Below are 24,995 nucleotides of genomic sequence, written 5' to 3'. Positions count from 1 at the left end.
CACGCTTAATCAGGTTCTGTTCGGTAATATCATAACGCATACACCAATCACACAGATGCATGCCCCAATTAGATCATACTTATCAGGTGCTTGTTTATCGACAATGTATGCCCATATTAAGCTCATTACAATAAACACGCCACCATAAGCAGCATAAACACGACCGAAAGTTGGAAACGACTGGAATGTTGCAATGACACCATACATCATTAATATAACGCCACCAATAAATCCCAACCAACTTGATTGTCCTTCCCTTAACCACAACCAAATTAGATAGCCACCACCAATTTCACAGAGACCTGCTAATAAAAAGATAAAGATTGAATAAAGCATAGAAATGACCTCCAACGATTACTAAAGTTAGCCTCATTGTATCAATCCAATCATACCTTTATCTATTTAAATTTTAAGCACTGACTTTTCCACATACATATTGTTACACTTTTTTTATTAATATTCCATAGATTTTATATAAATTAAAAAATGAAAACGCTATCTATTAGAAATTTAATAGATAGCGTTTAATGGCTATTTTATTCATCATGCAACTTACATAAGTGCTTCGTCTTAACTTTGACAATAAGCAATAGAATGACACTATATATGAGTGCTATGATAGCGACTAAAGGGAAACGATGCATGGCGAATTCAATAATGACATCAATCACACTCACAATGCTTAATCCTATCATTATCCAATTAAAATTTGTCGCATGGACATTTAATATGACAAATTTTTGTTGTTCATCAGCATATCTATAATTGGGGATTAAATTCAATATGCCTCTTGGTATAGCGCCACGATTCTCTAAGTTTGGTGTGTTCATATCTGTATATTTAATACGTTTATCATCAAACATTGCGAATATAGCAATAGCGCATAAGAAATTTAAACTTACAATGCCAAGTTTTGCTTTCAATGTTATGATTTGTTCTTTCAAAGCGTCATTATCTTTAATCTTCCTCAACCTCCCAGAATAAATCATTTAAAGTCACTTCTAGTGTTTTAGCGATATTAATACATAATTTTAATGACGGATTATATTTGTCATTCTCTATCATATTGATGGTTTGACGTGATACACCAACCGAACGTGCAAGTTCTAGTTGAGAGATTTTCTTTACACCTCGATATACTTTCACTTTATTCATTGTTCCACACTTCTTTCAACATCTCATATTCATCATCATAACGATTTAACAGGCTAATAGTCAATTATATATGACATAGATATTAAGTCATTTCATTATTCGTTCACTTCAATTATAATGGCTATCATAATATATTGTCATTGTGTTATACCAGTCAAAACTTTAGCTTCATGATATACATGCATTTATTATTACAAGAAGAAGGTGAATTTGTGGATTTTGTATCAAAACCGACGATAGAAACTGCTAAAGCGTTACTCGGTGTCAAAGTCATCTATCAGGACGAATTTCAAATGTATAGTGGCTATATAGTCGAAACTGAGGCTTATTTAGGATTTTCAGATCGTGCTGCTCACGGGTTTGGCGGGAGACAAACACCGAAAGTAACGTCACTATACAAAAAAGGTGGTACCATTTATGGACATGTGATGCATACGCACTTATTGATAAACTTCGTAACACGAAATGAAGGTGTCCCTGAAGGTGTATTGATTCGTGCTATTGAACCTTTAGACGGCATTGAAGCGATGAAGCAGAATCGTAATAAATCAGGATATGACTTAACGAATGGTCCGGGTAAATGGACAAAGGCCTTTAATATCCCTAGGGCAATTGATGGTGCCACATTGAATGATTGTCGTTTATCTATAGATACGAAACATCGTAAATACCCAAGAGACATTGTGGAAAGTGCTCGAATTGGCATACCCAATAAAGGCGATTGGACAACTAAACCGTTACGATACACCGTCAAAGGCAACCCTTTCGTTTCTCATATGCGTAAATCAGACTGTTCCAACCCCGATGAAACTTGGAAATAAATAAAGCTAATACGCATTATTTTGCTCTAGAAATGTGACTTGTACGTCAGATTCTAGAGCATTTTTACAAAATAATATTAATTGTAATCACTTTAAAAATTAATATTAGGATTATTTTTTTATACTTTTTTAAACTTATTAAAAGTTCTTATTATACAAAATCATAATTACTATCCTAGAAATCTATATTTTTTATATGTATAATGTTATATATGGGGATTTATAGCGCTTACATCAAGTGCTATTTATTTTTTAAATCGTTTCTTAAGGGGGCTATAAAAATGGAATTAGATGCAGTCACAACATTATGTCTCGCCTGTCTGTTATTTTTATTAGGTGAATTTATCGTCAAACACGTTTCATTTTTACAAAGAATTTGTATACCACCTCCCGTAATAGGAGGCTTATTATTTGCAATTCTAGTTGCGATCTTAGATACATTCAATATTATTCAAATTAAATTAGATGCTAGCTTTATTCAAGATTTCTTCATGATGGTGTTCTTTACTACCATTGGCTTAGGTGCATCATTCAAATTATTTAAAATTGGTGGAAAAGTATTAATATTATATTTTGTATGCTGTGCGTTTCTAGCAATATGCCAAAACTTCATTGGTATCTCATTAGCTAAAGTATTACATATTAAACCATTATTAGGTTTAACTGCAGGTTCAATGTCAATGGAAGGTGGGCATGGTAATGCTGCCGCTTATGGTAAAACATTAGAAGAAAGTTTTAATATCGATTCAGCTGTTACAGCAGCACTTGCTGCAGCAACTTTAGGTTTAGTATTTGGCGGATTAGTGGGTGGACCTTTAGTAAAAGCACTCATTAAACGCTATAATTTAAAACTAGAAAATAGTGACGATACGTTTAAAGATTATAGTAAAGTTGAATCAAATGAAGTCCTGCACGGCAAATACGAACCAACGCAAGTATTCTTTATTCAATTAACCATTATTGCAGTATGTATGTCTGTAGGAACTTGGATAGGCGATCAATTTTCAAATTTAACTGGTCAAAGTTTACCTATGTATGTCGGTTCTATGTTTGTAGCCGTAGCAATTCGTAACATATCAGAATATGCGAACCTACAACTCATTGATTTAAAACTCAATGACCAAATTGGTGATGTGGCATTAGGATTATTCTTATCATTAGCATTGATGAGTATTCAACTTACGCAAGTATATTCTCTCGCATTACCACTTATCGCCATCGTCTTAGTCCAAGTGGTATTTATTTCGTTATTTGCATTCTTTATTTTATTTAGAGTGCTTGGTAAGGACTATGATGCTGCAGTCATGGCCGGTGGTTTTATTGGTCATGGTTTAGGTGCCACACCAAATGCAATGGCGAACCTAGATGTTATCACTAAGAAATATGGTAGTTCACCTAAATCCTATTTAGTCGTGCCAATTGTTGGCGCCTTCTTAATTGACCTAGCTGGCGTACCAATCGTCATGGGCTTTATGAATATTTTTGGAAATTAAAATTGATGTTTACACTATCTAAAAAGCAAGTTGAGCATTTGTACGCTCAACTTGCTTTTTTGTATTATCTGATATTAATTATTTTAGATTATCCTCGATGAATGTCTAAACCACGTTGGTCTATCCATGACATTAACTTCTGATCGAATACTAACTTACTTTGTTTTAATTCGCTAATATCTCTTGCATCTAACATCGTCATTATTGATTTCGTATGTGCAATAAATGATTCAACATATTCAATCGTTGTCGTAATGCCGCCATTTTCAACTTGGTTTAAAAATGGTCGAGACATCCCTACTGCTTTCGCACCTAAAGCCAAACTCTTAACGACATCTAATGGTGTTCGTACACCACCACTAGCAAAGACATTGAGTGAATCTTGATAAGCCGAACTTTCTAGTAAAGACTCAACGGTTGACTGTCCCCAATTTGCAAGATAGTCCATATCTTTGTTTGTGCGACGTTCATTTTCGATTGTGACAAAGTTCGTTCCACCTTTACCACTTACATCAACATAAGTCACACCTACATCAATTAAGTCTTTGTATAATTCTTTACTCATGCCGAAGCCAACTTCTTTAATAATGACCGGCACATCTACACGTTGAACGATAGAGGCTACATTATCTAACCATGTTGAAAATTCTCGATTTCCTTCAGGCATAACGAGTTCTTGCGGTGCATTAACATGTATTTGTAGCGCTTGAGCATCCAATAATTTCACCGCTTCAACTGCTTTATCTACAGGAACATCTGCACCAACATTACTAAAAATAGTACCTTCTGGGTTGGTTTGACGTGCAATACTAAACGATTCAGCCATTTTAGGATTTCTTAACGCAGCATGTGTTGACCCTACTGCCATCGCTAATCCAGTTTCTCGAGCCACGATTGCAAGTTTCTCATTAATTTGTTTCGTCCATTCACTACCACCAGTCATCGCATTAATATAAACTGGATACGTCATATCAAAATCCGTCGTGTGACTTGTTAAGTCCACATCATTTACATTAATACTAGGGATGGAATGATGTACAAATCGCATTCGATCAAAGTCTGATTGCGGTGCATCACTTTGAGCCATTGCTATTTCGACATGTTCATTTTTCCTCTGTTCTCTTTGAAAATCACTCATCTTTGTACCTACCTTTACTTTAAATAATAAAATTTCAAATTATATTAGAACCATTTTTTTCTTTTGAAAAAGATAATCAATGCGATAGCTATAATTAACATGACCACCATACAAATAGGATAACTATAGTGCCATTTAAGTTCTGGCATGTACTCGAAATTCATGCCATATACACCTGCAATAAATGTTAAAGGAGAGAAAATAACTGACACTAACGTAAGTACTTGCATAATACTGTTCATTCTAAATGATGAATAAGATTCGAAGTTCTCTCTTATTTCATTAGCCATCTCTTGTGATGTTCTGATGATATTATTCTGTTTAATAAGATGGTCGTCGATATGTTGAATATACATTGAATGCTTACTATCTACAATTAAATTACCTTCTGTTTTAATGGTATTTACCAATTCTTGCATAGGGAACAATACCCTCTTAATCTTGATTAAATCGGATTTAATTTGAAAGACATTATCCATAATCTTTTTACTTTGAGTGTCATCTACATGCGCGTCTTCAAAGTTATACGTTTTATCTTCAATTGTATATACGAACTCAAAATATTTATCTACCATCATATCTAATATATGTATCACTATATCTGCACAATCTAAGTCAGGATCATGGTGATGTGCGTTCATCTTTGCCACTTCATTTAATGATTCGAAATGTTTATGATGATACGTAACCAATACTTTCTCATTTAGAAATACATTCAAAGAGATTGGAGAAAAATCATCTCTGTACATGCTATGAAAGACTAAATATTGATATGATTCATAGGATTTATATTTTACACGTGGTACACCAGTAATTGCATCCTCTAACTCTAGATAGTTAAATTCAAATTGACTGACTAAGTAATCATTCTCTGCTTGTGTTGCATTTTCAAAATCGAACCAAACAATTGTTGCTGCTTCAGGAATATCGTCAACACTGTCAACTTGTGTAAGTGATTGATTTTTAGTTTGATATCGAATCGTCATTGTCATCGTTACATTTACCTCCTGCATGACCATACGTCTTTCATTCTACCATGAATTAAATCATGTGTATGTGTTAATTTTATTTAGTAAAATAGAAGCATCCATATATGAGTGAGGTCTGATAAGATGAGCAATCCATTAGTTATTAACAATGTTGTACATGCATCTCAAATTGATCATAACAATCATATGCATGATTCAGAATATAATAAAGCATTTAGTGCAGCTGTAAACGAATTTAATTACACACATGGACTTTCTTTAGAAGAACGCGAAATCCTTCATTACACAATGTTTACATTAGAAGAACATACGACGTATCTTGTAGAGTTGTCCCTTGATTCCACTTATCGAATCGAAGTTTATATTTATGACTATGACTATAAACGTGTGCATTTCTTTTTAATGCTTTATAACAATAAGGATGAGTTAGCTGCAACGAACGAAGTCATTATGATGGGGATTGATACTAACAAACGCAAATCAGCACCGTTTCCAACCGACTATCACCAAAATATTGCGCGTTATTATCAACAGCAAGGTACGATCGATTGGCCTAAACAATTGGGTCATCAAATTGGCATACCTAAAAAGGAGAACTAAAACATGGGACGAACATTCCGCAATCAACTATTAGAATTATTATATGATTTAAACGATGATTTAAAAGTAGATTTAATCGCACTCAATACGACAAAACAATTATTTATGAACGGTCCAAGTCAAGAATTACTGAAAAGAGCATTTAATATAAGTTATCATCAAGGACAAAAACAAGCGATTGAAGCTCTACGAAATATCACTGAAGCGGAAATTGATGATCAACACTTACAACATGTTGTGCATCGTTATATCAATGAATTCACGGATGCTACTTCAAATTTAAATGCATTATCGGAACAACAACTGGCATCACAAACAGATTTAGCCCAAGTGATAGATAACCATTATCATCACTTAGGCCAAAAACAAATCACGACTCAAGTACAGCACTTGCTTAAACAGTATTAATGCACATAGATACGAATAATTTATGATATAGAAATAGAGGCGCGCATAGGACAACATTCTTTTTAAATTCGTCGTCCACTCCCATTCTGCTTTGTTTGTAAAATTGCTTGGTGAAACGCTCTTTGCTGGAGCCCCGCATGCAAAGCATACCAGTGCAAACGCATACTGAATTCGCTTGCCTTATTAATTCAGTCGATTACGACGCATTTGCTACGTTGCCCATATGATGTTGAGGATTTCAAACGCTAAACGTTATTCAATTTAATACCCATTATACGTCAATCGTTTTAGCGATTTGTTTAATTACTTTGTGAGATTCATGTATAGGAAATAATGGGAAATCATGGAACATTTTAGGATATTCAAAGAATTGAACAGATTGGCCATTGCCCTCCATATTATAGACAAAACGTTTCATATCTGGATAATAAATTTCTCTGCCACCACCAAATAGCACAACTGGTGGTAAATCTTGAAGTTGTCCATAAATAGGTGAAATTAATGGATTAGCCAAGGCTTCCCCTTGCGTCCATACATTGAATATGCGATGTAAACCATCTCTATTTACGAATCGATCTTTATTCATTAAGTCCTCAGTAATTTCTGGGTTAGTTAGCGTCGCATCTAACATTGGCGACAATAGATATACTTTATTAGGTAGTGGTTGCTTTTTAGCTATAAGTTGTTGAACGTAACTTAAAGCTAAAGCGCCTCCTGTACCATCGCCCATAATGACAATGTGTTTTGCATCTACTTCTTCTAATAAAGACTGATACACAGCATCTATCGCTTTAAATGTGTCATCAATATGGTGTTCTGGCGTTTTAGGATAAATAGGTAGTACGACTTCATACAATGTACTTAGCGTAAGTTTATCCATAAATCTCCAATGAAATGGAGAGGGTTGTAGTGTATTATAACCACCATGAATATAAAGTATTTTCTTTTTTGTTTCATGGCGGAAGTTGAATCTAAATACTTGCATCTCATCGAGTGACAACTTATCTAAATTAGACTTAACATTTAAACTTGAAGGTTGTTTATGTTTAGCTTGATTAATGTCTTTTCTCTTGTCCATAAACGTATCAAAATCCGAATCATTATCAAACAATATTGAGCGGTTGTGCAGTAAGTATCGATTGATGATTCGATTAACCATGTGTGATCTCATAAAATTCTACCTTCCTTAATTAATAATAAATTACTTAAACGTTATTACATTAAGCTCAAAAAACGATATAATTGAAATTATGTTCTAAAAATTCTCGATTAATTATTTAATATAATATTGTTATTTGCACATTAAATTCAGTATAAATTAGTCAAACTTAGAAAACAATGAATTATAGTAAAGGAGTTAGAAAAGTGTCAGAAAGAAAAACAATCCAATATGATGATAGACCACCTATTCATAATCAATATTATCCTCGTTCTCATCGTCACAATCGAAAAAGAAGATCTTGGGTGAGTTTGATGATTCAAATGATTATTTTCGTATTAGTAGCTATCACTGGTTATAGTATGTATAAACAGCCTATCTTCAATTTAGCCTTTGCCAACCAACCTATCAGTTATGCTCAAATCAAAGATTTTCAAAATACGGTTACACAAATAGGCGCACTTAACATTAATTTAAGTCAATTAACCAATTTAGAAGACATAGCTAATCGCCTTGTATTAGTATTTAATGTATTTTTTATTTTAGCAATTGTAAGTTTGATCATCACTGCTTTAACGATAATCTTTAATCGAACTTTACTAAAGATTTTTAATTTTATTATTATTTCTATTATGCTCATAATGTCCATCTATTTTGGTTATGCCATACAAGTAATTGGTCAACGTATTGCAGATAAATTACAAAGTTTTTCTTTGAATGTTTCAGCAAACCAAATTATTAATGAAGCTGACGCCATTCATAATGCGCTTATTTTATTAGTATGTAGTTTAGCCTTATTAATAATTAGTTTCTTTTTTAGAAATCGTAAAACAAATCATTACACTATTAAATAATCTCTCTTATGCCATTGTCGACGTTAAACTCAAGTCACAATGGCTTTTATTGTTGTAATAAAAAAAGTATCGATCACACTTATCAAAGTGTACCGATACTTTAAAAATAATGTCCCCCAACATCATTTTATTTAAATTTTTTACTTTCCGCATGCATCATTCTTTCATGTTCTGCATCAGCGCCTTTTTTGCCTTTTAAGAATAAACTTAAAACAAATGCTAAGAAAGCTAATCCAGTCGCAATCCAGAATGCATCGTTAATGCCTTCGATATATGCAAGCTGGTTAACATATTTCAAGATAGCTTGTAATGCTTCAGATTGACCGCCATATTGTGCCGCCATTTGACGTACATGATCTTGAATCACAGGGTTTGTTTTATCTAATTCATCTGCAAACGCACCAACATGATTTGTTGTTTGCGTTGTCATAACAGTAACAAGAATCGCCGTACCAATTGAACCTGCTAATTGTCTCATTGTATTAAGGAATGCATTACCGTGAGAGATTAGTCTTGGTGGCAGTGCGTTAATCGCTGCTGTCATAAGTGGCATCATAACGAATGCCATACCAAATGATCGAATAACATAAATACTCATAATATGAAGATATGATGTATCCATATTTAATTTTGTAAGTTCCCATGTTCCATAAGTCATTACTGCTATACCAAATAATGCTAATGGTTTTAAACCGATTGTATCAAGTAGCTTACCAGTAATTGGGCCTAAGATACCCATTACTAACGAACCAGGAAGTAATAATAATCCTGAATCTAGTGCTGAGAAGCCACGTAAGTTTTGTAAGTAAATTGGTAATAAAATCATACCACCGAATAAACTCATCATTACAACCATATTAATAATAGTTGTAAGTGTAAATGTTGATGATTTCAACACTTCAAGGTTTAACATTGGTGCTCTCATTGTTAATTCACGAATAACGAATGCAACAATAAATATTACACCAATAATAAACATAATTACAATTTCAGTTGAACCCCAGCCTTTATTTCCGGCTTCACTGAAACCATATAATAATGCACCAAATCCAATCGTACTATAAACAATACCTTGATAGTCGGCTCTTGGATTTGTTGTTTTTTGGTACAGTCTGAACCAGAAGTAACCAAAAATCATTGCTGCAATACCTAGGAAGAACATACCATAGAACATAACATTCCAATGATAGTTTTGTACGATATAACCTGATAACGTAGGTCCAATTGCTGGTGCCAATATCATTGCTATACCCATTGTTCCCATTGCAACCCCACGTTTTTCTGGTGGGAAGATTGTAACGATGACGTTAGAACCTAATGGCATTAATACACCAGCACCAATGGCTTGAAGTACACGTCCACCCATCATCATTGGGAAGTTATTCGAAAGTGCACAGACTAAAGACCCAATCGTGAATAATAAAAGTGCAATAATAAATAACTTACGATACGAATATTTATTAAATAAGAATGCACTAATCGGGATTAAAATACCATTAACTAACATGAAACCTGTCATCAACCATTGTCCAGTTGATGCCGAAATATTGAATTCTGTATTGATTTTAGGCAATGCAACGTTAAGTAATGTTTGGTTTAAGATGGCAATAAACATACCAAACAACATTGCAGCTAAAATTTTATTTCTTGTAATCCCTTTTCCAAACACAAAATCTTCTTTTTGTTTTTTGATGCGTTCGTTGACGCGTCCTTCTTGAGAAGCGGGATTAATCGGTTCATAAATTGAATCTTTTGGTAGATGTTGATTATTTACATCATCATCTTGTTTATCATCCTCAGTAGCATCATCAGAATAATGTAAGGAATGTGATGCTTGCTTTTGCTCAGGATGTATTTGCTCTGAGGCATGATCTTGTTGATCTTGTTCATTCTCGAAATGATCTTTGCGTTTATCATTTTCAATGTGTCGATCTTCTGTGTTTAAGTGACGAAATTGATGATCATCATGGTGAGCATCTTGCGTACGTTTTGACGCTTGATCTCGGTCTAAGTCACTGATTTTAAATTTAGATGGATTACTTTGACTTTTAGATTCTTCATTTACGTGTTGTCCCTTAGTTTGGTTCTTACGTTTCTTGCGTGATTTCAACACAAGAACGTTAACTAAACCAACTAAAATGACCGCTAAAACAATATATCCAACAATGAAGGTCGTTGTCATTCTATGACCCCCTTAGTTTTTATGAATTTTAACTTCAGCGTTCATTCCAGGAACAACATTTTTAGATGGTGCAGAATCTAAAGAAATTTTAACTGGTACTACTTGTGATACTTTAGTGTAGTTACCGTCAGTGTTAGATGATGGCATTAATGAGAAGCTAGCTGCAGTCGCTTGGCCTACTTCTTCAACTTTACCGTCAATATCAGAATCTTGACCGTCAATAGTTACATCAACTTTGTCGCCTTTTTCTACACTGCTAACATCTTTTTCGTCAATATTTGCTGTAATATATAAATCATCTAAATTGTAAGCATAAGCAATTGGTGAACCTGCTTGTGCAACTGAACCTTCCATACCACTTGTTTTAACGATTGTACCGTTTTGTGGCATTTTGATATCCATAGTTTGTGACTCACCGCTTTGGCTTTGACCACTCACTTCTGCTACTTTGTCACCTTTTTTAAGTTTGTCCCCTTGTTTTGCATCAAGAGATTTAATTTGACCTGAAGTTGGACTAGAGATTTGAATTTGATTTCCATCAACTTTGGCATTATCAGTTGTTACATAACTTGTAGCATTATGATATAAGTAGAAACCTACGATACCGACTACAACAAGAACAACGATAGTGATGATATTAATTAACACCATTTTTTTCATTGAACATTTCCTCCTATTTGCTTTTCAAAATCACTTTTAATATTATAAAGACATATACATAAAAATAACACCAACAATTATCGCTAAATTGTCGGCTATGTGAAGTTATAGATAAATTAGGTGACACGATGAAACAAAATGCTAAATATAAAATAATCAAAAGCTTAATCGATTTATTAGAAATTCATCCCATTGAAGATATATCCATCAAGATGATTTGTGCAAATAGTAATGTCAATCGCTCAACTTTCTATGATCACTTTCAAGATAAATATGATTTGCTATCTAAAATTCAAAATTATCATTTAAATAAATATGAACATCTACTAAACGCATTTTCTTTTAACTTCGATAACATTAAAAAGAACCCTGAGAAAGTTTATAAATTCTTTCATATTATTTTAAAATATATTTATAGAAAGAAAGCATTTTACCATGCCATTTTTATTTCTCATCCAAACAAAGCATTAGTAATGGAATATATTGAGATTACGAAACAATATTACACAAACATTTTAGGAGAAAATCATACAACCATTCAAAATGTCCCCTTCTTTATTACATACACAATGAGTGGGCAAATCGGTGTAATATTAAATTGGTTACGATTAGGGTGTCAAGAAAGTCCTGATGAAGTCGCAAGTGCGTTACTTGCTAACACGTTAAAAGTTCAAAGATAGTCATATTGAAGTTTAAAAGTCAATATCAAACAAAGTAGCCAATAAATGAATGAACCTTTCATTTATTGGCTACTTTGTTTATGCTTTATCATGTTTAAACACTTTAACATTTAATAATTGTAAAAGGATAAGTAAAATAGCTGTGAGGCTAATTATAATAATGTACGGCATACTATTATATTCACCTTTTAAATTAACAAGCGGTGTGACAAGTCCGCCTAATAACGATTGCAATAACCCTAACAAACTTGATGCGCTTCCGCTTCCAGTCGTACGCTCTTCCATTGCAATTGAAAATCCTAAAGTTGCTACACCGGTTACTGGGGCAACTAATACAATAAACCCTATAACTAATAATGCAAAATGCCAGTGATTCAACAATGTTAGTGACACGATAACGACGCCTAAAATTTGAACAGCTGTAAATGCACGTAACAATGCTTGTGGATGAAAATAGTCTACCAGTTTACCTGCAATTTGACTTGCAATGATGAGTGTAATGCCTATGCCAGCAAACATCCAACTGAAATGTAATGGTGAAACACCATATATTTTTTGAACTAAAAATGGCGACGCTGATATATAACTAAATAACATAATAAATGTAACACCTTGTATTAACATTGGTAACACAAATCGAGGTGTTGTAAGTAAACTTTTAAAATTAGTAAAAATGACTTTAACTCCACTACTATCACGCTGGGCTACTGATAAAGATTCAGGGACTTTAAATACTGAGCCTAGTACCATTAACACACCAAATATCGTTAAAATGACAAATACCATTCGCCAAACAGCAAAACTTAAGATTAATCCTCCTAAAGCCGGTGCTATTACAGGTGCGACACCATTAACAAGCATGAGTAACGCTAAAAACTTCGTCAGTTCGTTCCCACGATACATGTCACTCGCAACGGCTCTTGATATAACCGCGCCAGCACCACCTGTAAATCCTTGAACAAATCTTAGAAATACCATAACCCAAATATTCTCAACGAATACTATACCCAAACTTGCTAAAGCGAATACAACCATAGAAATAACTAATGGTTTCTTACGTCCCATACTATCAGATATAGGACCTACAAATAAGTTACCTAATCCTAAACCTATCATAAATAACGATAGTGTAAGTTGTGCATTAGCTGTCGTCGTATTAAAATCATTCTTTAATTCAGGTAGTCCTGGTAAAAACATATCTATCGATAAGGCACCTATGGCAGTTAAAGCACCTAATATAATAATAAATAAGGGTGAATGTTTTCTTTGGTTTTGCTCTATATCCATTAACGTATCCCACCTTTGTAGGTTTCATATTTTCTATGTATTAAAAAAAGAACGAGCGGGCGTAGGACGGAATGATTTATTCAATTCGTTGTCCCACCCCAGCTTGCGTTGCTTATAGCATTTCTTAATGACATGCTTTTTAGTAATCCCCGCATGCAAGTATGATTAAAACTGAGAAAAGCTTGATTGAAGCATTTTCTCAGTTTAGTCAGTGACACTTGGTATCGTTCAATTTATTTTGAATCAACGAGTTGAAGATTCCCGGTATGATGATCCTCAGTTAATTCATAATCCGTAATTTCATATTGACCATTACTATTCAGATGCTGCACTTTAGTGTTAATCGTGTTACCTTGTTGACTGGCACTAATAATTTGAGGATTTATGAAAGCAGCTGAATGATTTAAATTATTTTCTATCATTTTATAGATGCTGGATTTATCTTTTAAAAATGTGCTTACTAAATTAAAGTTACCTTGAGAAATAGCGCTATTTAGTGTTAAAGAATAATTGTTAAAGAAATGACTCAATTTTGTTTTCAAGCTATTTTCTTCGGCTTCTTTTTCTTCAATATAATCACTAATCTCTTCATCATCAAACTCTAATACTGCACTATTAATATTACCTAAGTCTCTTGCTTTAATTGTTTTAGTCTCTGTACGGAATGTTTTTCCTTTAGCCTTTCCTAAGGCAGATACGGTCACATCTTTCGTTTGAGGATACGGTCCATACTCTCTAGATCGACTGTATTTCATTTGTTTATCATTAATTTCAACTTTTAGTGAATTTTTATCTAAGTCACTTTTTCCTTTTAATTTTACGGTTAATAGTGCCTCATTGAAATTTTCATTTACTTCAACTGTGTTTCCTTTACCATATCTAAAATCAAATTTAAGCTGACCGCTAAATGTGCCATACTCTGTTTCCTTTTTAGCATCAATAGAATATATGCCTGGAATATATCTACCAAGTGACGTTGTTTTATTGGCATCAGCAATAACAGTTTTCTTTTTACCGCCATCTTTGAACTCATATTTCGTATCAAGCTTAGGTTTAACAATCGCTTGTTTTGTTGGTGCGGTGTAACTCATATTATCAAATATGAGTAATCGAGTTCCGTTTTTACTCACACGTAAGTAATTATTCCCTGCACGTGTTTTTAAATTAATTGCCTCTTTGGAATCACTTTTATTTAATGTTTCAACAGTTGATCTAATATCATGTGCAAATTTTTTCATACCGACTTCACTTCTAATGTAGTCAATATAGACGCTCGCTTCATCCGAATCGATATGAGAATTTTTAGAACTTAATAACGTTGCGACCTTTTGTGAATCATTATTATCAATAGCATTAACTAAAATTTTAGTTTGCGCGTCAGGCGTGTTATAATTCCTTACCAATAAAAATACAATGACGAGCAATATAACAATAAATGCAACAATTGCCCAAGGAATAAACTTTCTAATCTTAATATTTGATGTGTTGGTTTGAGGGGTATGGATTTGCTTGTCTTTGCTGTCTGATTTTTTATATTTCTTCCCACAATTAGGACACTTATTCAGGCTATTATTGTCAATTTTCTGTCCACATTTCGGACATGTACTCATTTAGTCACCAACTTCCCCACTACTATATTAAATTTAACGATTGATATTGTACGTTCAAGTTAAGAATATGATATCTATTATATAATAATCGGTCTAAAGCTTCATACTAATTTAAACTTTTGAATTAAATTTTTTTACTCTTTCATCTATTATATATAATACACTTAACGCTTTCTCAATATCTTTACTTGATAAGTCTGCCACCATATCACTGACAATGTCACTAACAATCTCATTATTTTCTTCAGTATATTGACGACCTTTGTCTGTTAAAACAACATATTTCAGGCGTTGATCAATATTGGTATTAGATTTTTGTAATGCTACGAAGCCACTGTCAATGAGTTTCTTGATACGTCTACTCACCGCTGCTTTATTAACTCTCCGTTATTTCTGTAATTGATAATGCATGATGATGGCTTAGTAATCTGAGTACATTGGATTGTTCCATTGAAATGCCATACTTACTTTGTTGATCTTTTAATAGCTTGGCGGTTAAAGTATTGGTATCATCGATGAATTGTTTCATAAATTCGATGTGGTTTCTAGAAATTCTGCTCATTGCTTTACTCCTTGTTAATTAGTCATCCATTACGTTTATACATACTCTGTTAAATCATATCAATAAACAATTCTCTTGAAAACCTCATTCCGTGGTTAATAGTTGCTAAATGGTAAGTGGTTCGATTACATTTATATATATAAAGAAATTCGAGGTACTTCCTATGTTCGCAATTATTTTAGCTCTCATTGTGTTATGTATTGTAGTAGGTGTATTATTCAATGTTACACAACTTTTAAATTTAACAACATTTATAATAACTGTCATATTGTGCATGATGATTACCGTCATAAATGTATTAACAATGACATTACCTACTACACTCATACTACTTATGATTATTACTACGCTTGGTTTACTACTGAAACATTATCATCTTTTTACATTTAAAAAAGGAAAAACATTTTTAAATAAAATGATGAAACATTTCATATTAGGTGTACTATTCACGGCGATTCTTGCATACCTTAGCACGATGCCCATTCCAATCATCAATGGCATCTTCCTATGGCTTACGATGATTGCTATAAGCACATGTTATGCATTCTTACTCTATATGGCTTGGTCTTCGGCTTTAGGTCGTATAACCACGCAAAATCAATACGCGTTAATTATGGTATTGGGTGCTGGTATATTCACAAAGAACGTTACACCGATGTTAGCTGATAGATTAAATCGTGCATTAAGCGTTTATCATCAACAAAAAAGGACATGCAACGTGCTTGTGAGCGGTGGCCAAGGGCCTGATGAACCAATATCTGAAGCATTGGCGATGAAACATTATTTAATTGACCACGGGGTTCCTGAGTCTAATATTATCCTAGAGGATCAATCAACCAACACCTTTGAAAACTTTTATTATTCTAAAAGAATCATACGTAATCTATATAAACATCGTCCTAGTATACTTTGTGTCACAAGCCAATTTCATATTTTACGTGGCATGAGATTTGCACAAATAAATCAAATGAAAGTCGATGGTATCGGAAGTCATACACCCTATCATTTCTTTAATATAGCATTAATTAGAGATTTCTTAGCGCTTATGTATCAATATAAACTACTCTTAACCATTTACTTTGCAATTTTATTTTTTGCATCAATTTATATCTTATTTTAAACCATAAAGATGGGAGTTGGATAGAATTCTATACGAATTCATCATCCAACTCCCAATTAGTTATGCTTGCAACATCGTTTAATGACATATGTTAGTCGTGCTCGCTTCTTATCTAACTATTATTATACGATTTACTTTTTACAATGATTAACTACTTCAATATTTGTACTTTTTACAACTCTATTTTACCATCTTCTATTTTAATCACTCTATCTGCATATTCAAATAATCTTTTATCATGCGTGATCATAATACCAATCATATCTTTGGTTTGAACTTGAGATTTAATCATTTGAACAACAGATGTCGCTCTATCTGCATCTAAACTTGCTGTCGGTTCATCCGCTAATATAATTTTAGGCTCATTCATAAAAGCCCTCATAATCGCCACACGTTGTTTTTCTCCTCCAGATAACAAATGTGGATAAACAGCTAGACGATGACTCAAGCCTATTTCATTGAGTAGTCTCTGCGCTTTCTCTTTTGCCTCTTTACGTTTACTTCCCGCTTCTTTAGCTACAATCGTTAATTGTTCCTCCACAGTTAAATAAGGTACGAGATGCGATGATTGAAAGATAAATCCAATATCATTTAGTCTTAGACTGGTTTGATTTACATCATTAGAGAATAATTGCTTATCATTATATAAAATATCTCCACTTGAAGGACTTAATAATCCCCCTAAAATATTTAGAAGTGTTGATTTACCTGAACCAGATGCGCCACTGAGAATAATAAACTCGCCTTGATTGACCTCAAAGTTAATCCCTTTTAACACTTCTGTTTGAGCATCTCCACTACCAAATGTTTTAGTAATTTGATTAAGTTGTAATGTCATTATTCCATACCTCCAATTGCCTCTATCGGATCTACTCTTAGTACTTTTATAAAGGATAGTAATGCACCTATTAATCCTACGATTAGAAATACGGCAATCATTAATAATACCTGACTATAATTTAAATAAAATGGCATTGTCACTGGCATAACCGTATTCAAAATAAGTATGACAATAAATGCTAAAATAACGCCAACCATTGTTGTTAAAACAATTTGTAGTAAAAGTGCAGTTAATAAATGTTTGGTCTTAATACCAATAGCTTTTAGAATACCTATTTGAGGGATCTTTTGAATCGTCATCACATAAAAGAATGCACTTAATACGATAGCTGTAATAACAAATAAGCTAATAATCATTAAATTAAGTGGCATTTGCTCTGCCTGGTAACTAGCAATGTTATCTGTTAACGTCTTTTCGTTCACTACTTTTATGCCGTCTATTTGATTAAGTGACGCTTTGTCATCTTTATTTATATTTTCAACAGGGTAGAATGTTGATACTTGCTTATTTATTGATTCAAACGCTTCTTTATTCATTAATATCATTGAACTATGGGAATACATGGTTTCGTTCATTATCCCGCTTATTTTATAACGCGTGTCATGCCCTTTAAATGAAACGTAATCTCCAACTTTCAAATCATTACCAGTTAATTTTTCACTTATAGCGATTTCATCTTGTTGAGTTGGATAGCTACCAGTTATAAGTTTTGGCTTAAGATGTTTTGGTGTATTAAATGTAATAACATCTTGCTCATCTTGATTGATTTTTAGTGTTTGTGTGCCTATTTGTGTGGCATCTTGATGAATGATATCTTCTATTTTATCTTTCTGAGACTGGTTCATCTGTGAACTTTCTAACTTAGGCTCTTTATTATCTTCAACAATATAATGTTCTGCCGGCATATTGTTTAAATATGATATATTTTCTCGTGCTAACCCTTGAGCTAATCCACTAATAAATAGAACCATACTTCCTAATAAAAAGATGATTAACATGATTAATGTGTAACGAAATTTATAAAATTTTATTTCTTTCCATGCTAAATTCATACTTACTACCTCCCACTGCTATTTCAATACACAGTTTAATGACATAATATGAACTGAATATGAACTTTAATGGAATTTGTTTTTTGATATAGTTATTCATATAATCATGTTAAATAAATTAAAGGAGTAATAATGATGGTGAAGTGTTTAATAGTGGATGATGGACTATAAAATATTACATTACGTTTCTCAGCATCTCGAAGCGGCTCAAATTCAAACCGTTACACATGCCAGTGGAGAAAACGCATTACAATACCTTACAAATAACCAAGTTGATATTGCTGTTGTCGATATTATGATGACTGGTATGGATGGATTTGAACTGTGCCAAGTGCTAAAAAATGACTACGACATACCTGTTATTATGCTAACAGCACGAGATGCGCTAAGCGATAAAGAACGTGCATTTGTGAGTGGAACAGATGATTACGTTACGAAACCATTTGAAGTGAAAGAATTACTATTTAGAATTAAAGCTGTGCTAAGACGTTATCAAATTAATTCTCAAGATATTATAAAATTAGGCAATGTGACTTTAATTCAAGAATATATGGAAGTCATTGTTGGATCCAAAAATGTAAATTTACCTACTAAAGAGTTTCAATTATTATTTTTATTATGTGGTCAGCCAAAACATATTTTTACGCGCAACACATTAATAGAGCGCATTTGGGGGTTTGATTATGAGGGAGATGAAAGAACGATAGACGTACATATCAAACGACTACGTCATCGTCTAAATCAATTAAATGCCACGATTGAGATACAAACGGTTCGTGGACAAGGATACAAGGTGATTACCCATGTTTAAATCTCTTTATACACGTATTGCAATCTATACAATTACCGTTATTCTATTTAGTGCTTTAGTAAGCTTTCTATTCGCTAATATATATTACCATTTCAATTTAAAAGCACATAATGATACTAAGATAATGCGTACTTTAAAAGAAGCACGACAATTTCATGCCTCTTCAAATCAATCTGATAGTCAAGCCTATTTCAAACACCTAGGCGATATGAACTATCAAATTATGATTGTAGATCGTGCACATCATAAAACATTTTATGGTGAACCATTTCGCCAAGACACGATTTCAAACGCCGCGATCAACCAAGTTCTACAAGGCGAGGACTATCACGGTATCAAAAATAAGCCATTCGAATTATTTGTAACTGGATTTTTTGATAATGAAACAGATAATACTGTAGGCGTCCGCTTTACCCAAAATCATCAACCGCTTGCCGTGTTTATGCGTCCAGATATAGGCGAAACCTTTAGTGAGTTTCGTACTTTCCTTTCAGTGTTATTAATTTGTTTATTAAGTATTTCAATCACCCTAGTTATTGCATCAACTTATTCAATCATTAAACCTATAAAAACGCTAAAGCAAGCAACAGAGCGTTTAATACACGGGGATTTCGATACACCCATTTATCAAAGTCGTCATGACGAAATCGGCACACTACAATATCGATTCGACGCTATGCGTCAAGCATTAAAACAAGTCGATGATATGCGACAACACTTCGTTCAAAATGTTTCACATGAAATCAAAACACCATTAACACATATTCAACGTTTACTTACAGAATTACAATTTACAGCGACGCAAGAAAAAAGGCAGACATACATTGATGAAATTCACGACGAAGTAACTCGATTAAGTAATCTCACAAAGGAATTACTTCTCCTATCAGAATTAGATAATGCCAATCATTTACGCTTTGATGATCATATACACATTACTACGATGATTAAAGACATTATACGTCATGAGCAATTCGAACTAGATAATAAAGATTTAATGTTGTTGTCTGATTTAAGTGACGTTTATTTCCAAGGAAATAGTCGTTTATTACACCAAGCATTCTCTAATCTTATTCAAAATGCGATTAAGTACGCTTCAATTGGTGGTACAGTTGAAGTTAGTCTTTCTCATGAGCATAATGATTCAATTTTATTTAGTGTCAATAATGAAGGAAATACGATTCCATCAGAAACTCAACCACATATTTTTGAGCGATTTTATAAACTGAACGAGCAAGATAATAGTAATGGCTTAGGTCTAGCCATTACGCAATCAATTATTAAATTACACCAGGGCGAAATTAGTGTGTCTAGTGACGTACAACGAGGTACTACCTTTACGATTAGACTGACATCAAACTTATAAATATATGCCATTTATATAATCATTTAAACCACTTACACAGTGAGAACGACCGGATACTTATTTTTTACTATAAAAAGCACCCTAACATGATTAAATTAAATTATGGAGGAGGTTAAAATATGAAATTGAGACTGCATATATCACCTGATGAAAAAGAAAAACTTGTTGCCATCCATGCACCATCGTTAGATGAAGATGTTCAACAAATTATATCTTGTATTGAAGATTTAGATCGTGCCACTCAAATATATGGTAAATATGAGGATGCAATCTATGTACTAGACATTAAATCGATTATCAGTTTTCGAACGTATCATAATCAGGTTGTGGCGATTAAAGGTATGAAACAATTCAAAATAAAAGAACGATTGTATGAATTAGAAGCTAAATTACCTACTTCTTTTATTAGAATTTCTAAATCTGAAATAGTTAATAGTGATAAAATTGAAAAACTTCATATGGAACCAAATGGGCTCATTAGAATGTATTTGAAAGATGCCGATTTCACTTACTCCTCCAGAAGATATTTAAAATCGATAAAGGAGCGATTATCGTTATGACAAAATTATACAAATTTCTAAGTATCCCTTTGTTAATTGGACTAACGCTATCTATCATTTTTAGTTATATTCATGCCGAAGGTGAATATTATCCTTTATCTCCTATATCTACTTTAGGAAAATTTTATTACGCTCATTTTACTGAACCAACAGTCATGCTTATATCTATAATATTATGGTTATTAATTGGCTTGCTTTTTTATCTGACAAGTTTTATTTTTACGCATACAGACTGGAGTATCACACGTGCTACGCTATTACATTTCATATTTAGCTATATTGGTTTACTGCCCATTGGTATTTTAGCTGGATGGTTTTCAATTAAAATTTCAAATTTTTTGATATTCACATTTTATTTCATCATTATATATTTGATGATTTGGGTTAAATCTTACTTTACAAACAAAAAGTACGTTACAGAAATTAATCGACAACTAAATAAAAGGGAGAAATAAAAATTGGCTAGTTACTCATGGAATTGAATTAGAGTAGCTAGCCAATAATGTGTTATATATACAAACTAGTGCGATTATTTAACATTTAAATATTTTTGAATTTCTTTATTTACTGCACGATAAACGTCTTCATGTTCAGTTAATTTAAGACCGAATGAAGGTACCATTTCTTTAATCTTAGGAATCCAGTTTTTAAACTCATTACCATAACAACGTTGTAATAAATCAAGCATAATATCTACTGCAGTAGATGCACCTGGAGAAGCGCCTAATAAGGCAGCAAGTGATCCATCATCCGATGTGATAACTTCTGTACCAAATTGTAAGTTTCCTTTGCTATCTTCGGTATCTTTGATCACTTGTACACGTTGTCCTGCAACAATAACTTCCCAATCTTCATCTTTCGCATTAGGCACAAATACACGTAAATCATTCATACGATCCTCATGCTTTAACATAAGTTGTGAAATAAGGTACTTCGTTAAATCCATTTCTTTGATACCTGCTGAAAGCATCGTTAATACATTATTTGGTTTTACTGAACGTATTAAGTCTAAATTTGAACCTGTTTTTAAGAATTTAGGTGAAAATCCTGCAAACGGTCCAAATAATAAAGCACGTTCACCGTTTACAAATCGCGTATCTAAATGAGGCACTGACATTGGTGGTGCACCGACACTTGCTTTACCATAAACTTTCGCATGATGTTTTTCAATCACGTCTTTATTCGTACAACGCAAGAATAAACCACTTACTGGGAAACCACCGATATGTTTTGATTGCTTAATACCTGTTTTTTGTAGAAGTGGTAAACTTGCACCGCCAGCCCCAATAAATACAAATTCTGATTCATACGCCTTGCTTTGACCAGAATTTAAATCTTTAACTGTCACTTTCCAGTTTCCATTATCAAGTTTCTCAATATTTTCAACTTCTTGTTTATAAGATACTTCTACATTTCTATCCTTTAAATTAGAAATAAGTTTCTTTGTTAATGCACCGAAGTTTACATCTGTACCACTCTCATCACGAGATAATGCTATAGGCACATGTGATGTTCTTCCTTCAACCATTAACGGAACCCATTCTTTAATTTTGTCACGATCTTCAGTAATATCCATTTTTTCAAATAGAATATTTTCTTTTAATGCTGCGACTCTGTTTTTAAGAAATTTCACATTAAAGATACCTTTAACAAAACTCATATGCGGCACAGATTGAATAAAGTTAGCAGGGTTCTCTAATTGACCTGTTCGAACTAAATGTGCCCAAAACTGCTTAGAGACTTGGAATTGTTCGTTGATTTTAATTGCTTTCGTAATGTCAACGGAACCTTCCTTACCTTCTTTAGTGTAATTTAATTCACACAGTGCAGAGTGCCCTGTCCCAGCATTGTTCCAAACATTTGAACTTTCTTCACCAGATTGTTCTAATTTTTCAAATATTTTAATTTCTTTGTCTGGAGATAATTCTTTTAATAACGTTCCGAGTGTTGCGCTCATTATACCGCCACCTATTAAGATGACATCTGTTTTGCTATGTACTGAACTCATAACAATACAGTCCCCCTTTTTTTCACATCTTTAGTCGATAGGATATTGACCTTGGCTTAATAAATTAAAACGCTTTCTTTATTTATTAAAATTTTTAATATTAACTTTACGCTATACGTAAAATCGACTTTTTATGAACTAGTTTAATTATATACATAATCCCCCCATGAAAAAAGTGTTTACATAAAGTTTTCATCTTTTATTAGATAAAGCAAGGTCGATAGTCGATTCGAATGATAATGCTATTACTATTAGACATACATAAGAAATGCTATAATTCACTATTATGAATCATTAGAGGTGTAACTATGAAATCATTCACATTTTTTATGCATAATGTCTATGCTTTAGGCGGAACTGCGAAAGCTGTTTCTGAATTAGCTAATACACTTTCCGACAAGGGGCATCACGTAGAAATTATTTCTGTTTTTCGTGCGCAAGACGAACCTTATTTTAAAATAAATAACAATATAAAAATAAAAACACTAATCGACTATCGTTTAAAACCTCAGAACATTAAAGCAATCATTATGAATCGTATTAATAAGTATACTTCCTTATTGAAACCAATCAAAATAAACCATCATGAACCTGGATTAAATCAATTTTCAAAATACGTAGAAAATAAAATGATTAAAGCGATTAAAAAAGTAGATACTGATGTGCTTGTAGGTACTAGAGCGAGTTTTAATATTTTAATATCAAAGTATCACCCTAATGATGTGATGACGATTGGAATGGAACATATGAATTTACAAGCATATCCAGAACACTATCAACAAGATATACTTGATGCGTGTCGTAAATTAGATCTTATTACAACGTTAACGAAACAAGATCAGTTAAATTATGCGCAACATATCAACACACCTGTTTATACTATTCCTAATATCATCAGACCAATTAAAAATGATACTCACAAAGAGAATATCATCATGAGTGCGGGTAGATTAGAATTTGAAAAAGGCTTTGATATTTTAATAGAAAGCATTCGTCGAATTCAAGATGATCTTAAGCGCCTTAATTTTAAAGTAGAAATATATGGAGATGGCCAAGAACGCGAGTCTTTGCAACAACTGATTGATCAACATCATTTAAATGATTTAATTACACTTTATGCCGCAACGCAACAACTTAATACTAAATTAGCTAAAAGTAAAATCACCGTCGTACCGTCAAGAAATGAAGGGTTTGGTATGGTTGTACTGGAAGCAATGGCGCAGGATAATATTGTTATAAGTTTTAAAGATACACTAGGGCCTGCAAGTATCATCACACATCAGGTTAATGGTTACTTAGCACATTATGGTGATGCTAGTTCATTAGCAAAATACATCGACATCGCTATGAATCATATTGATGATGCCGACCAGATGGTTTATGAAGGACATGTTACGTTGAAACACTATACACCTACCACTGTTTATGAAACATTTATGTCCGCTATAAATAGTATTTAAACTTAAAGCGCTACTTCGCCTCGGTAAGCATCTCAACTTAAGTGAAATGAAAAGCCAAATAAGCGCTACTTTAGAAACTGTCCCCTATGAATGGCCCCAACTTGCTTAGCCTGTAAAATCACTTTCGTGATTTTTTGTGTTGGGCCCCCAAACCCCAACTTGCTTTGCTTGTAGAATTT

At 33.0% G+C, this 24,995-nt stretch carries 24 protein-coding genes and 2 pseudogenes; 12 read left to right on the top strand and 14 right to left on the bottom strand.

Going from position 1 to position 24,995, the window contains the following annotated elements; translation table 11 throughout:
- Positions 1–9: 9 nt before the first annotated feature.
- The 3 genes from HMPREF3239_RS02545 to HMPREF3239_RS02535 all read right to left on the bottom strand — a co-directional run bounded on the left by HMPREF3239_RS02545 (position 10) and on the right by HMPREF3239_RS02535 (position 1,155).
- Entirely contained in the window at positions 10–336 is a 327-nt protein-coding gene (locus tag HMPREF3239_RS02545; protein WP_070854607.1) for a YnfA family protein, read from the bottom strand.
- Between the two features lie 200 nt (positions 337–536).
- Entirely contained in the window at positions 537–971 is a 435-nt protein-coding gene (locus HMPREF3239_RS02540) for a hypothetical protein (RefSeq protein WP_070854606.1), read from the bottom strand.
- Complete coding sequence (locus HMPREF3239_RS02535; protein WP_070854605.1) at positions 958–1,155, bottom strand: helix-turn-helix transcriptional regulator; 198 nt, start codon at positions 1,153–1,155, stop codon at positions 958–960. The genes HMPREF3239_RS02540 and HMPREF3239_RS02535 overlap by 14 nt, the downstream gene beginning before the upstream one ends.
- A 212-nt stretch (positions 1,156–1,367) precedes the next feature.
- Between HMPREF3239_RS02535 and HMPREF3239_RS02530 the strand changes: the two genes are divergently transcribed.
- Both HMPREF3239_RS02530 and gltS read left to right on the top strand, forming a co-directional pair.
- Positions 1,368–1,976: a DNA-3-methyladenine glycosylase gene (locus HMPREF3239_RS02530; RefSeq protein ID WP_053028630.1), complete on the top strand. Its 609-nt coding sequence runs from the start codon at positions 1,368–1,370 to the stop codon at positions 1,974–1,976.
- A gap of 281 nt (positions 1,977–2,257) precedes the next feature.
- On the top strand, positions 2,258–3,469 hold the full coding sequence (gltS, locus tag HMPREF3239_RS02525; protein WP_070854604.1) for a sodium/glutamate symporter: 1,212 nt from the start codon (positions 2,258–2,260) through the stop codon (positions 3,467–3,469).
- A gap of 88 nt (positions 3,470–3,557) precedes the next feature.
- On the opposite strand, the gene fni is transcribed toward gltS, so the two are convergent.
- Positions 3,558–4,607: a type 2 isopentenyl-diphosphate Delta-isomerase gene (gene fni, locus HMPREF3239_RS02520; protein ID WP_070854603.1), complete on the bottom strand. Its 1,050-nt coding sequence runs from the start codon at positions 4,605–4,607 to the stop codon at positions 3,558–3,560.
- Positions 4,608–4,651: 44 nt separating this feature from the next.
- The gene (gene corA / locus HMPREF3239_RS02515; RefSeq protein ID WP_053028633.1) at positions 4,652–5,599 is read right to left on the bottom strand and encodes a magnesium/cobalt transporter CorA; all 948 of its coding nucleotides are present in this window, start codon (positions 5,597–5,599) and stop codon (positions 4,652–4,654) included.
- Positions 5,600–5,719: 120 nt separating this feature from the next.
- On the opposite strand from corA, the gene HMPREF3239_RS02510 reads away from it, so the two are divergent.
- Together HMPREF3239_RS02510 and HMPREF3239_RS02505 are read left to right on the top strand one after the other, a co-directional pair.
- Positions 5,720–6,196 carry a thioesterase family protein gene (locus HMPREF3239_RS02510; protein WP_070854602.1) on the top strand — a complete coding sequence of 159 codons (477 nt, stop codon included), beginning with the start codon at positions 5,720–5,722 and terminating at the stop codon, positions 6,194–6,196.
- A 3-nt stretch (positions 6,197–6,199) separates the two neighbouring features.
- On the top strand, positions 6,200–6,604 hold the full coding sequence (locus tag HMPREF3239_RS02505) for a hypothetical protein (RefSeq protein WP_070854601.1): 405 nt from the start codon (positions 6,200–6,202) through the stop codon (positions 6,602–6,604).
- 271 nt (positions 6,605–6,875) lie between these two features.
- On the opposite strand, the gene HMPREF3239_RS02500 is transcribed toward HMPREF3239_RS02505, so the two are convergent.
- Positions 6,876–7,775 (bottom strand): alpha/beta hydrolase fold domain-containing protein, encoded by a 900-nt coding sequence (locus tag HMPREF3239_RS02500; protein WP_070854600.1) that lies wholly within the window; start codon positions 7,773–7,775, stop codon positions 6,876–6,878.
- A 194-nt stretch (positions 7,776–7,969) separates the two neighbouring features.
- On the opposite strand from HMPREF3239_RS02500, the gene HMPREF3239_RS02495 reads away from it, so the two are divergent.
- Positions 7,970–8,617: a hypothetical protein gene (locus tag HMPREF3239_RS02495; RefSeq protein WP_070854599.1), complete on the top strand. Its 648-nt coding sequence runs from the start codon at positions 7,970–7,972 to the stop codon at positions 8,615–8,617.
- 127 nt (positions 8,618–8,744) lie between these two features.
- Here HMPREF3239_RS02495 and HMPREF3239_RS02490 read toward each other — a convergent pair whose 3' ends face one another.
- Both HMPREF3239_RS02490 and HMPREF3239_RS02485 read right to left on the bottom strand, forming a co-directional pair.
- Positions 8,745–10,799 (bottom strand): DHA2 family efflux MFS transporter permease subunit, encoded by a 2,055-nt coding sequence (locus tag HMPREF3239_RS02490; RefSeq protein WP_070854598.1) that lies wholly within the window; start codon positions 10,797–10,799, stop codon positions 8,745–8,747.
- Between the two features lie 12 nt (positions 10,800–10,811).
- Positions 10,812–11,459 (bottom strand): HlyD family efflux transporter periplasmic adaptor subunit, encoded by a 648-nt coding sequence (locus HMPREF3239_RS02485; protein ID WP_070854597.1) that lies wholly within the window; start codon positions 11,457–11,459, stop codon positions 10,812–10,814.
- 128 nt (positions 11,460–11,587) lie between these two features.
- On the opposite strand from HMPREF3239_RS02485, the gene HMPREF3239_RS02480 reads away from it, so the two are divergent.
- Positions 11,588–12,139, top strand: a complete 552-nt coding sequence (locus HMPREF3239_RS02480) for a TetR/AcrR family transcriptional regulator (RefSeq protein WP_053028640.1) — start codon at positions 11,588–11,590, stop codon at positions 12,137–12,139.
- A gap of 78 nt (positions 12,140–12,217) precedes the next feature.
- On the opposite strand, the gene HMPREF3239_RS02475 is transcribed toward HMPREF3239_RS02480, so the two are convergent.
- The 3 genes and pseudogenes from HMPREF3239_RS02475 to HMPREF3239_RS02465 form a co-directional block, all read right to left on the bottom strand.
- The gene (locus HMPREF3239_RS02475; RefSeq protein ID WP_070854596.1) at positions 12,218–13,426 is read right to left on the bottom strand and encodes a putative multidrug effflux MFS transporter TcaB; all 1,209 of its coding nucleotides are present in this window, start codon (positions 13,424–13,426) and stop codon (positions 12,218–12,220) included.
- Between the two features lie 233 nt (positions 13,427–13,659).
- Entirely contained in the window at positions 13,660–15,036 is a 1,377-nt protein-coding gene (locus HMPREF3239_RS02470; protein WP_053028642.1) for a membrane-associated protein TcaA, read from the bottom strand.
- A gap of 111 nt (positions 15,037–15,147) precedes the next feature.
- Positions 15,148–15,598 (bottom strand): annotated as a pseudogene (locus tag HMPREF3239_RS02465) (MarR family winged helix-turn-helix transcriptional regulator).
- A 163-nt stretch (positions 15,599–15,761) separates the two neighbouring features.
- Here HMPREF3239_RS02465 and HMPREF3239_RS02460 point away from each other — a divergent pair.
- Positions 15,762–16,718, top strand: a complete 957-nt coding sequence (locus HMPREF3239_RS02460; protein WP_070854595.1) for a YdcF family protein — start codon at positions 15,762–15,764, stop codon at positions 16,716–16,718.
- 172 nt (positions 16,719–16,890) lie between these two features.
- On the opposite strand, the gene HMPREF3239_RS02455 is transcribed toward HMPREF3239_RS02460, so the two are convergent.
- Together HMPREF3239_RS02455 and HMPREF3239_RS02450 are read right to left on the bottom strand one after the other, a co-directional pair.
- On the bottom strand, positions 16,891–17,556 hold the full coding sequence (locus tag HMPREF3239_RS02455; RefSeq protein ID WP_070854594.1) for an ABC transporter ATP-binding protein: 666 nt from the start codon (positions 17,554–17,556) through the stop codon (positions 16,891–16,893).
- Positions 17,556–18,611: an ABC transporter permease gene (locus HMPREF3239_RS02450; RefSeq protein WP_070854593.1), complete on the bottom strand. Its 1,056-nt coding sequence runs from the start codon at positions 18,609–18,611 to the stop codon at positions 17,556–17,558. Before HMPREF3239_RS02450 ends, HMPREF3239_RS02455 begins: the two co-directional genes overlap by 1 nt.
- 135 nt (positions 18,612–18,746) lie before the next feature.
- Here HMPREF3239_RS02450 and HMPREF3239_RS02445 point away from each other — a divergent pair.
- The 4 genes and pseudogenes from HMPREF3239_RS02445 to HMPREF3239_RS02430 all read left to right on the top strand — a co-directional run bounded on the left by HMPREF3239_RS02445 (position 18,747) and on the right by HMPREF3239_RS02430 (position 21,803).
- A pseudogene (locus HMPREF3239_RS02445) lies at positions 18,747–19,422 on the top strand (response regulator transcription factor).
- On the top strand, positions 19,415–20,788 hold the full coding sequence (locus tag HMPREF3239_RS02440; protein WP_070854592.1) for a sensor histidine kinase: 1,374 nt from the start codon (positions 19,415–19,417) through the stop codon (positions 20,786–20,788). Before HMPREF3239_RS02445 ends, HMPREF3239_RS02440 begins: the two are co-directional and overlap by 8 nt.
- Positions 20,789–20,907: 119 nt before the next feature.
- Positions 20,908–21,348, top strand: coding sequence for a LytTR family DNA-binding domain-containing protein (locus HMPREF3239_RS02435; protein WP_070854591.1), 441 nt, complete (start codon positions 20,908–20,910; stop codon positions 21,346–21,348).
- Positions 21,345–21,803 carry a DUF3021 domain-containing protein gene (locus tag HMPREF3239_RS02430; RefSeq protein ID WP_070854590.1) on the top strand — a complete coding sequence of 153 codons (459 nt, stop codon included), beginning with the start codon at positions 21,345–21,347 and terminating at the stop codon, positions 21,801–21,803. The genes HMPREF3239_RS02435 and HMPREF3239_RS02430 overlap by 4 nt, the downstream gene beginning before the upstream one ends.
- Positions 21,804–21,877: 74 nt before the next feature.
- Here HMPREF3239_RS02430 and mqo read toward each other — a convergent pair whose 3' ends face one another.
- On the bottom strand, positions 21,878–23,356 hold the full coding sequence (gene mqo, locus HMPREF3239_RS02425) for a malate dehydrogenase (quinone) (RefSeq protein ID WP_070854589.1): 1,479 nt from the start codon (positions 23,354–23,356) through the stop codon (positions 21,878–21,880).
- A 308-nt stretch (positions 23,357–23,664) separates the two neighbouring features.
- Between mqo and HMPREF3239_RS02420 the strand changes: the two genes are divergently transcribed.
- Positions 23,665–24,816 carry a glycosyltransferase family 4 protein gene (locus HMPREF3239_RS02420; protein WP_070854588.1) on the top strand — a complete coding sequence of 384 codons (1,152 nt, stop codon included), beginning with the start codon at positions 23,665–23,667 and terminating at the stop codon, positions 24,814–24,816.
- Positions 24,817–24,995: the final 179 nt, after the last annotated feature.

The organism is Staphylococcus sp. HMSC34C02, from assembly GCF_001838705.1.
In the GTDB taxonomy this organism is placed as follows: domain Bacteria; phylum Bacillota; class Bacilli; order Staphylococcales; family Staphylococcaceae; genus Staphylococcus; species Staphylococcus borealis.
The sequence above is the reverse complement of the archived record's forward strand: the minus strand, read 5'-3'. Positions and strand labels throughout refer to the sequence as shown.